General features: G+C 66.2%; 8 protein-coding genes and 1 pseudogene. All 9 read right to left on the reverse strand.

The features are described 5' to 3' along the window. The coding region (lpxC, locus tag WCE35_RS01050) for a UDP-3-O-acyl-N-acetylglucosamine deacetylase (protein ID WP_424591491.1) at positions 1 to 864 on the reverse strand (864 nt) is incomplete at its 3' end. 339 nt (positions 865 to 1203) lie between these two features. After that, a complete protein-coding gene (ftsZ, locus tag WCE35_RS01055) occupies positions 1204 to 2991 on the reverse strand; it encodes a cell division protein FtsZ (RefSeq protein WP_424591492.1) in 1788 nt (595 codons plus the stop codon). An 87-nt stretch (positions 2992 to 3078) separates the two neighbouring features. Beyond that, positions 3079 to 4398 (reverse strand): cell division protein FtsA, encoded by a 1320-nt coding sequence (gene ftsA, locus WCE35_RS01060; protein WP_424591493.1) that lies wholly within the window; start codon positions 4396 to 4398, stop codon positions 3079 to 3081. Then, on the reverse strand, positions 4395 to 5378 hold the full coding sequence (locus WCE35_RS01065; protein ID WP_424591494.1) for a cell division protein FtsQ/DivIB: 984 nt from the start codon (positions 5376 to 5378) through the stop codon (positions 4395 to 4397). The genes ftsA and WCE35_RS01065 overlap by 4 nt, the downstream gene beginning before the upstream one ends. Beyond that, positions 5345 to 5624: pseudogene (locus tag WCE35_RS01070) on the reverse strand (D-alanine--D-alanine ligase); the annotation flags it as partial. The gene WCE35_RS01065 and the pseudogene WCE35_RS01070, both read right to left, overlap by 34 nt. Before the next feature lie 12 nt (positions 5625 to 5636). Next, entirely contained in the window at positions 5637 to 6698 is a 1062-nt protein-coding gene (locus WCE35_RS01075; protein ID WP_424591495.1) for a D-alanine--D-alanine ligase family protein, read from the reverse strand. After that, a complete protein-coding gene (gene murB, locus WCE35_RS01080) occupies positions 6695 to 7666 on the reverse strand; it encodes a UDP-N-acetylmuramate dehydrogenase (RefSeq protein ID WP_424591496.1) in 972 nt (323 codons plus the stop codon). The genes WCE35_RS01075 and murB overlap by 4 nt, the downstream gene beginning before the upstream one ends. Beyond that, a complete protein-coding gene (gene murC / locus WCE35_RS01085) occupies positions 7624 to 9027 on the reverse strand; it encodes a UDP-N-acetylmuramate--L-alanine ligase (protein WP_424591497.1) in 1404 nt (467 codons plus the stop codon). The genes murB and murC overlap by 43 nt, the downstream gene beginning before the upstream one ends. A 134-nt stretch (positions 9028 to 9161) precedes the next feature. After that, on the reverse strand, positions 9162 to 10207 hold a 1046-nt coding region (locus WCE35_RS01090; protein ID WP_424591498.1), incomplete at its 5' end, for a UDP-N-acetylglucosamine--N-acetylmuramyl-(pentapeptide) pyrophosphoryl-undecaprenol N-acetylglucosamine transferase.

The raw sequence follows: 10207 nt of genomic DNA on the forward strand, positions 1-10207 counted from the left end.
CTCGACCACCCGCCAGGCGCCACGATCGGCCATCAGGGCGGTGAGAACGGCGTGGTTGAGCTTGTGGCCGCCACGCACCGAGCGGTAGACGGCCAGCAGCGGCAGACCCGCCAGCGCGAGATCGCCAACCACGTCGAGCACCTTGTGGCGGACGCATTCGTCGCGGTAGCGAAGGCCTTCGACGTTGAGCAGACGGGTTTCGTCGAACACCACTGAGTTCTCAAAGGATGCGCCGAGCGCGAATCCGGCACTCCAGAGCCGCGCCACGTCGCTCATGCAACCGAAGGTGCGCGCGCGCGCGATCTCGCGACGGAAGCTTTCCGCGCCGAGATCGAGCGAATAACTCTGGCGGCCGATCACGGGATTGGCGAAGTCGATTTCGACCTCGGCACGGAACCCGCCGGCAAAAGGACGGAGTTCGCCCCAGGAATCGCCGATCGCGACCTGAACCGGCTTCAGCACCTGGATGAAGCGGCGGGCGGCGGATTGGGTAACAATGCCGGCCTGATCGATGGCGGCGACGAAGGCCGCGGCGCTGCCGTCCATGATCGGTACTTCCGGGCCGTCGATCTCGATGGTGGCGTTGTCGACGCCCATGCCCCGCAATGCCGCGAGCACATGTTCGGCGGTGGAAACGAGCGGGCCTTCACGGTCGCCCAGAACGGTCGCAAACTCGGTTGCGATCACGGCGCCCGCGGTAGCCTGAACTTCACGGTCGGCAGCGTCGAGACCGGTGCGGACAAAGACAAAACCCGCATCCTCGGGCGCGGGTCCGAGGGTCAAATTGACGGGTAAACCCGAATGGACGCCGACACCCGTCACGGTGGCTTGCGACCGAAGCGTTGTCTGGCGGCTGAATTTCATCCGATATTTGCCCACTAGCCGACTTAACTCAAAGCCCAATCGGCTCAATTCCCCGGCCGATTCGCTTCAAGTTCCCCAAGTCGCGGCGGACCATAGTCACTGCCCCAAACCGCGCCAACTCACGCTTTTTTACCGATTGTTACCCTAACTCTGCCGCATTCGCGCCAAATTAAGGCGCGCCCGGATCAGGTTGCGGCCGAACCATCCGACCACGGAATAAATAATTAATCATTTAACATCAGTTACTTGCCTGGAAGATTGCAAGACGGCACGGCGCAAAAGCAAAGGTCCCGGCTTCGTCAGCCGGGACCTTTTTGGTCGCCAGAATTGTAACAAACCTCACGTGGCCTGCCGGCGCAGGAAGGCCGGGATATCAAGATGGTCGTCACCCTGTGGCGCCACTGCAACAGGTGCCGGGCGGCCATGAACGTCCAAACCCTGGGGCGCCGGGCGCTTTGCATACTCAGATACCGGCTCGTTCCCCGTGATGAACTGGTTGGTCGACCGATTCGGCTTGCGTTCGGAAAGCGGCGGCAGCGGCGCCATCGCCGGACCCGAGGCACGGGCCGCGATCGGCGGTTCGGTGTCTTCGTCGCGACGGCCGAGGCCGACATTGGCCAGTCGCTGCAGCAGCGACAGCCGGTTCTTCTGCGGGTGCTCTTCCCCGTCGTCGCCGTGCGCCTGCCGGATTTCGGCCTGCGCCGGTATCGGAAGGTCCTCGAATTTCGGCATCCGCTGGGCACGGACCGGCGGACGTTCGGCCGGCTGCGGAATGAAGTTTTCGGGAGTTGCCGGTTCCTGGGGGGCGGCCTTGGTGACGTTGCTGTCCGGAAACAGTGAGGGTTTCTGCGCGATCGGGCGAACCGTGACGTCGCCATAGGACGCAGACTGCAGCGGCGCGGCTGCCGCCGGCTGCGAAGCGTTCGGCGCGACCGCGGCGGCAATCGCCGCCAGAGCCGCGCGTTCGACGCTGTTGGCCGGGCGCTGGGCGGCCGGAGCCGGAGCGGCCGCCGCCGGGCTCGAGGATTCGAGCTTCTGGGCGCGTTCGGCAAGGCGCTGGTTGTCGGCGCGCAACCGCGCGGTCAGGTCGGCAAGACGGCTGTCCGGCGTGGAGGCAGTGGTGGTGGTGGTGGGCGCTGACGTCGCGTTGCGCGCGATCTGCGCCTGTTCGATGCCGGTGGCAACCACGGAAACGCGGATGATGCCGTCGAGGGTCTCGTCGAAGGTGGCGCCGACGATGATGTTGGCGTCCTGATCGACTTCCTCGCGGATCCGGGTGGCGGCCTCATCGACTTCGAACAGTGTCAGGTCCTTGCCGCCGGTGATCGAGATCAAAAGGCCGCGGGCCCCCTTCATCGAGGAATCATCGATCAGCGGATTGGCGATCGCCGCCTCGGCCGCGGTCAGCGCGCGCTTCTCGCCGGTCGCCTCGCCGGTGCCCATCATCGCCTTGCCCATTTCGCGCATCACCGCGCGAACGTCGGCGAAGTCGAGGTTGATCAGGCCTTCCTTGACCATCAGGTCGGTGATGCAGGCAACGCCCGAATAGAGCACCTGGTCGGCCATCGCGAAGGCGTCGGCGAAGGTGGTCTTTTCGTTGGCGACCCGGAACAGGTTCTGGTTCGGGATGATCAGCAGCGTATCCACCACCTTGTGCAGCTCGGCGATGCCGGCCTCGGCGGTGCGCATCCGGCGCTGACCTTCGAAGTGGAACGGCTTGGTGACGACGCCGACGGTGAGGATGCCCATCTCGCGCGCGGTCTTGGCGATCACGGGCGCGGCGCCGGTGCCGGTGCCGCCGCCCATGCCGGCGGTGACGAATACCATGTTGGCGCCGGAGAGATGATCGCGGAGTTCGTCGATGACCTCCTGCGCCGCGGCGGCGCCGACATCGGGCTGGGAGCCTGCGCCGAGGCCCTGGGTGACCTGGGTGCCCATCTGCACGATGCGCTGGGCTTTCGACATGGTCAGCGCCTGGGCGTCGGTATTGGCGACGACGAAATCGACGCCCTGCAGCCCCGCGGTGATCATGTTGTTGACGGCGTTGCCGCCGGCGCCGCCGACGCCGAAGACGGTAATCCGAGGTTTCAGCTCGCTGATGTCGGGGGGGGTCAGATTGAGTGCCATGGTTGCCTCTCGATTACGCGCGGGTGGGTTCGCCCCGGCCGGCGGCCGCAGGATCTGGTGAAAATCGTATGAACCGGAGACCGGTCATCAGAAGCCCTCGCGAAGCCATCGTCCGACCTTTCCGAAATAGCCGTCAGTCCCTGTCCTGAGCTGCCGCGTATGCCGCGGTTCGACATGTTCAAGATGAGCGTATTGCGGATAGACCAGCAGGCCCGCGGGCACGGCGAACGAGGCGCCCTTCGCCTCGCTGGGCAGCCGGCCGAAGCCGAGCGGGCGGCCGATCCGGACCGGCCGGTTGAGAATGCGGGTGGCAAGCTCGACGGTGCCCGTGAGCTGGGCTGCGCCGCCGCTCAGGACAACCCGCGCCCTCGGCTCGGCCGCAAAGGGGGAATCTGCGAGCCGGTCCCGGACCATTTCAAAAATCTCCTCGGCGCGAGGCCGGACAATGTTTCCGATCGTGGCGCGGGAGACGATCTGCGGAACATCAAGTTCGTCGCCGGCCGCCGGGACGGACATCAGTTCGCGCGCGTCCGACCCGCCGGTCAGCACAGTGCCGTATAAAGTCTTGATTCGCTCGGCATCCGCAATGCATGCGCCGATGCCGCGGGCGAGATCCATCGTGATATGTTGCCCGCCGACCGCAAATCCGCTGGCGTGGACGAACCGGCCGCCCGAATAGGTGGCGATCGTGGTCGAGCCGGCGCCCATCTCGACCACGGCGGCGCCGAGATCGGCTTCATCGTCGGTCAGGACCGACAGACCCGCCACATAGGGGCTCGCCGCCATGGCCTCGACGTTGAGATGGCAGCGCTCGACCACCAGCATCAGGTTCTTGGCCACCGTCGCATCTGCCGTGACGACATTCATGTCGACGCCGAATTGCCGGGCGACCATGCCGCGGGGGTCGCGAATGCCCTTGACGCCGTCGAGCGCATAGCCGACCGGCAGCACGTGCAGGACGGTGCGGCCCTCGCCGGTGGCGTGGCGCATGCCGGTGGATGTCACGCGGGTCACATCCTCTGGCGTGACCGAGCCGCCGCGAATATCGGCGGCGGCCTCGACCAGCTGCCCCTGCAGCCGGCCGCCGGAGACCGAGAGCAGCACCGACTCGACGCGAACCCTGGCCATGCGTTCGGCCAATGCCACGGCCTGGCGAACCGCCTGTTCGCATTCGGCGAGATCAACCACCGCGCCGGCCTTGACGCCGCGCGATTGAATCTGGCTGTAACCGATCAACTCGACGGCATGGCTGCGTCCGCGCAAGGCATCGTTTGACGGGCACGGCGTCAGCCGCGCGATCATGCAGGCGATCTTGCTGGTGCCGATATCGAGGGAGGCCACCAGCGCGGTGCGGTTTTGCGCCATCGGGCGCGTCTTCGGCGTTTGGCTGCGATCGAGGCCGGTCATGCGTCACCGGCCTTTTTCCTGGTCTTCTTGTCCCTGAACAGTTCTTCGCGGGCCCTGGCCGCGTCCTCGGACAATTGCACCGTCAGCCGGTCCGGCAGGCGCATGTCGACGGCGACGATGTCACGCGAGAACAGCTTGTCTTCCCTGTCGAGCTTGCTCAGCGCTGCCAGCGCATTGCCGACGTCGTTTTCCGGCAAGCGGATATCGAGTCCGTCCCTGAGGCGCAGATTCCAGCGCCGCTCGCCGACCAGGATCGCCGCCCTGGTCACCGCGCGCACCTGCGGATAACGGTCGAGCAGCGCGAGGAAATCCCTGGCTCTGACATCGGCGCCCTTGCCTACCACCAGCGGCAGCGCGGCAAAGCGGCGCGAAACATAGGGTTCGAGCACCGCGCCGTCATCCGATATCACGGACAGGCGGCCGTCCTGCTGCCACAGCGCAAATGCCGAACGCTCGACGATGTCGATCTTGAGCTGGCCGGGATAAAGCTTCAGGATCGTGGCGTCCGATATCCAGGGATTGGCCTTCAGCCTGTCACGCACGACGGCGGCGTCGAGGAACAACAGTGACGAGCGGCCATTGACGCCACCGATCGCCAGCACCTCGTCCTGGCTTAATTGCCTGCGGCCGTTGATTGCGACCGTGGTGATGCGAAATCCGGCGGAATTGGCCAGCGCGTTGCGGGTGTCGCTTAGCGCGGCAAACAGTTCATCGACATGGCCGCCCTTGACGACGCCGAAACCGACACTGCCGAGCAGGATCAGGGCGGACGCGGCAACGCCGGCACGGCGCGGCAGGTGACGCTCGAGCAACAGGACGAAGCGAGGCGCCGGCCCGCGGTCTGGCGAAGGCCTGGCGCGGGGGCGATCGAGGCCCAGCCGCTCGCGCAGCAGCACGACCGCTCCAACAGCGGCGGCTTTCAGGTCAGCCTGGGGCCCCAGCGATCTCAGCGATCGGGCGAGGCGTCCTGCACCATCCATTGCACGGGCTCGTCAAATGTTGTCCCGCAAAAACCTCGCGGGATCTGGCACAAATAACGTCTCGGTCGTGCCGGGCGGGATTTTTGACCTCAGCCAGAAAAGGTCCCTGTTCCCTCGTCGCGGTCCGCGAAGCGGAAATCCGCGACAGCTCACGCCCCGGCAGCCAAGCGCCACATGCGCCGCCGGCGTTAACCTTCGGGCTTACTGGTAAACAAAGGGTAAATCCGGTCCGCCAGGTGGGTGCTTTACCGGGGTTTGTTAGGATTTTAGCAATGGAACCGTGCTGGTCCGGACCGGCTCCCTGCCAGGGGCAAGGCCTGGCCAAGGCACCCTATTTTGCACGCGCTTGTCCGCCAAGGCGATCTGATCATTCAGGAAATCGGCGAATTCGATACCCTGCGCCTTCAGCGCCTTCGGATAGAGCGAGGCCGCCGTCAGGCCCGGCAGGGTGTTGGTCTCGAGATAGACCGGCCCGTTCGCCGAGACGATGAAATCGGTGCGGGAGTAGCCGGTGCACGACAGCGCGTGGTGCGCCCGCAGCGCCTGGTCCATGATCGCGGCGCTGATTTCAGGTGAAAAGCGGCCGGGGCAGATCTCCTGCGTCGATTTGAGCAGGTATTTGGCGGTGTAGTCGAACCCGCCCTCCGCCGGGACGATCTCGATCGGCGGCAGTGAAAAAACCAGACCGTTCGCCTGCTCGAGGACGCCGCAGGTCGCCTCGACACCGGCGACGAACGGCTCGATCAGGTAGTCCTCGCTCCTGGCCGCATCGCGCACGGCAACGAGATCCTGTTTGGCGTTGACGAAGATCAGGCCGTAGCTCGACCCGTCCCGCGCCGGCTTTGCAATCAGCTTGCCGTACTTGGCGAACGCCGCCTCGATATCTTCCAGCGCGATGCCGGCCGGCGCCTTCACCCCCGCGATGGCCACGAAGCGCTTTGCCGCCACCTTGTCGAAGGTGAGATGCGACGACGCCGAGCCGGATCCGGTGAAGGCAATCCCGCGCATTTCGCACATCGCCTGCAATTCGCCATTCTCCGCCCTGCCCCCGTGCAGGCCAAGCACCAGCACGCGGTCCTCGGCCCTGGCCTGATCCAGCGCCGCCTCGAGCTTGATGCCGCGATCATCCGGCTTGAACGGATGCTCGAACGGCCGGGCATGATCGAGCAGCTTGCGTGACGGGATTTCATGCACGGTATCGGCCACATCCCAGAACCACAGATCGGCCTCCGGCAACGCCCGATGCATCGCCTGCGCGCTCGCCACCGAGACCAGGCGCTCCTTGTTGGTGCCGCCGAACAGAATGGTAATCCGTGTCACGCTTGCCCGATCCCGATCCGCTTGATTTCCCAGTTTAGCTCAATTCCGCAATGTTCTTTCACCCGTCTGCGCACGGTCTCGCCCAGCGTTTCGATATCATGCCCGGTGGCGTTGCCGATATTGATCAGGAAATTGCAGTGCATTTCGGAGACCTGGGCGCCGCCGACGCGCAGGCCGCGGCAGCCGGCGGCGTCGATCAGTCGCCAGGCGCTGTTGCCGGGCGGATTCTTGAAGGTCGACCCGCCGGTCTTTTCGCGGATCGGCTGCGCGGCCTCGCGATGGGTCTGCACCTCGTTCATGCGGGCGCGAATGGCTTCGGGGTCGGTGATGGTGCCGCGAAAGCGCGCGGAGGTGAAAATGATGGCGGCGTCGATGCCGCTGCTGCGGTAGGCGAATTTCATGTCGGCGTTCGTGAAGGCGTGCGTGGTGCCGTCGCGCCCGATACCGGTTGCTTCGATCAGCACATCCCTGGTCTCGCTGCCATTGGCGCCGGCATTCATCCGCAGCGCGCCGCCGATGGTGCCGGGAATGCCGAACAGGAATTCCATTCCGCCGATATTCGCTGCCGCCGCGGTCTCCGCCACACGCCTGTCGAGCGCCGCGGCGCCGGCGCGGACCACCTCGCCTTCCACGCTGGTATCGCCGAAGGCGCGCGGCGACAGGCGGATCACCACGCCCGGCATGCCGCCATCACGCACGATCAGGTTGGAGCCGACGCCGACGACATAGACCGGCAATTCACCCGGCAACTGTTGGAGGAAATAAGCGAGATCGTCCTCGTCGGCGGGCGTGAACAGCACCTGCGCCGGACCGCCGACGCGAAACCAGGTCAGCTCCGCCAGCGACTGGTTTGGCAGCAGCCGCCCGCGCAATCGCGGCATCGCGGCTTTGAGATCGGCGGTGATGTCGGGGAACGCTGCCACCTCTAACCCAGCGCCTTCAGCTCGCCCGGCAGCGCGTAGGCCCATTGCGTGATGTTGCCTGCGCCCAGGCAAACGACCAGATCGCCCCGGCCGGCAAGGCCTTTGATGACACCGGCCAGATCGGACGATCTTGGCAGCGGGATCACTTCGCGATGGCCATGCGCGCGCAGGCCGAGGACAAAATGATCGCGATCGATTCCATCGAGCGGCGCCTCGCCGGCCGGATAGACGTCCGCCACCACGACCGCATCGGCGTCGTTGAAGCAGGTACAGAATTCCTCGAACAGCGATTGCAGCCGGGTGAAGCGATGCGGCTGCACCACGGCGATGACCTTGCCGCTGGCGGACTCCCGCGCCGCCTTCAGCACCGCGGCGATCTCCACGGGATGATGGCCGTAATCGTCGATGACGGTGACGCCGTTCCATTCGCCGGTCCTGGTGAAGCGCCGCTTGACGCCGCCAAAACCCGCGATCGCCTTGCGGATCGCATCATCGGAAATGCCGAGCTCGTGCGCCACCGCGATCGCGGCCGTGGCGTTGAGCGCGTTATGCCGCCCCGGCATCGGCAGCCTGATGTCGGCGATCTCGTGCGCGGCGTCGGTCTTGCGGTCGCGGAACGCGACCTTGAAGCGGGAGCCGCCGCCGATCGGCGCGAGATCGACCAGCCGCGCATCGGCCTGCGGGTTCTCGCCATAGGTGATGATGCGGCGATCCTCGATCCTGCCGACGATGGTTTGTACGACGGGGTGATCGATGCACATCACGGCAAAACCGTAGAACGGCACGTTCTCGACGAAATCGCGGAACGCGTCCTGCACCGCCTCGAACGTCCCGAAGTGATCGAGATGCTCGGGATCGACATTGGTGACGATGGCGACATCGGCCGGCAGTTTCAGAAACGTGCCGTCGCTCTCGTCGGCCTCCACCACCATCCAGTCGCCGGCGCCGAGCCGCGCATTGGTGCCATAGGCATTGATGATGCCGCCATTGATCACGGTCGGATCGAGATCGCCGGCATCGAGCAGCGCCGCCACCATCGAGGTGGTCGTGGTCTTGCCATGGGTGCCGGCGATCGCGACGCAGCTTTTCAGCCGCATCAGCTCGGCCAGCATTTCGGCGCGGCGCACCACGGGAATGCGCTGGGCGCGGGCCGCCATCAGTTCGGGATTGTCGCGCTTGATCGCGGTCGACGCCACCACCACGTCCGCGCCGGCGACGTTCTCGGCCTTGTGGCCGACGCAAACCGGGATGCCCTTGTCGCGCAGGCGGGCGACATTGCCGCTCTCGGAGGCGTCCGAGCCCCGCACGGCATAGCCGAGATTGCTCAGGACTTCGGCGATGCCGCTCATGCCGATGCCGCCGATCCCGACGAAGTGGATGGGCCCGATCTCGCGCGGCAGTCGCATGCTCTAATCCCCGGCGTCATCGCCTGCGGAGGCGGGCGATCCAGTATTTCGCGCAGTCAGTCAAATCAGCGGCGTGGCGTACTGGATGCCCCGCTTTCGAAGGCGCTGACAAGAGGCAATTTGCGCGCAAGCGGCTAGATTCCGGCAACTTTCACAACCAGATCCGCCAGCCGTTCGGCCGCATCCAGCCTCCCGACGCCGCGCGCGCCGGCGGCCATCGCGGTCAGCCGCGCGGGTTCGGCGGCAAGGGCTGAGATTTCCGCCGCCAGCCGGTCGGGCGTGAATTCCGCCTGCGGAATCCGCAAGGCACCGCCGGCCTGTACCAGCACGCCGGCATTGGCGAACTGATCCTGATCGATCGCGCCCGGCAGCGGCACCAGGATGGCGGGCCGGCCGACGGCGGCGAGTTCGGCGACGGTACCGGCGCCGGAACGCGACACCACCAGATGGTGTGATGCCAGCCGTGCCGGCAGATCGGAAAAGAACGGCGCCAGCTCGGCATTGATCTTGAGCCGGTCATAGACGGCGCGCACCCGCGCCATGTCTTCCTCGCGCACCTGCTGCGTCAGGACCAGCCGGCTCCACAGCACAGGCTCCAGCCGCTCGATCGCGCCGGGCACGACGTCGCTCATCACCCGCGCACCCTGGCTGCCGCCGATCACCAGCAGGCGGAGCGGCCCGTTCGGCGCGGGGGAAGCATATTTCTCCGCGGCGGCGGCAAGGATCGCCGGCCGCATCGGCGTGCCGACGGTGGTGGTCTTGCCCGCGAGCGAGGGATCGCGATCGAGCACGCCGGGCAGCGCGGTCGCGATCGCGTCGACGCGGCTGGAGAGAAAACGGTTGGCGCGGCCGAGCACCGCGTTGGCCTCATGAATGATGCCGGGCACGCCGAGCAGCTTTGCAGCCAATAGCGGCGGCAGCGTCGGATAGCCGCCGAAGCCGACCACGGCCGAAGGCTTCAGCCGCCGCACCAGGCGGGCGGCGACCACGGTGCCGTAGCCGAGCATGATCGCGGTGCGGGCGAGCGACCACGGGGTGCGGCCGCGCACGGTCTCGCTCGGCACCACGTCGATACTGTCCCTGGAGAACAGTCCGCCGTAGCGCAGCGCGCGGGCATCGGTGGCAAGGCGCACGCGATAGCCGCGTTTGATCAGTTCGACGCCGAGCGCTTCGGCGGGGA

The organism is Bradyrhizobium sp., assembly GCF_049691595.1.
In the GTDB taxonomy this organism is placed as follows: Bacteria; Pseudomonadota; Alphaproteobacteria; order Rhizobiales; family Xanthobacteraceae; genus Bradyrhizobium.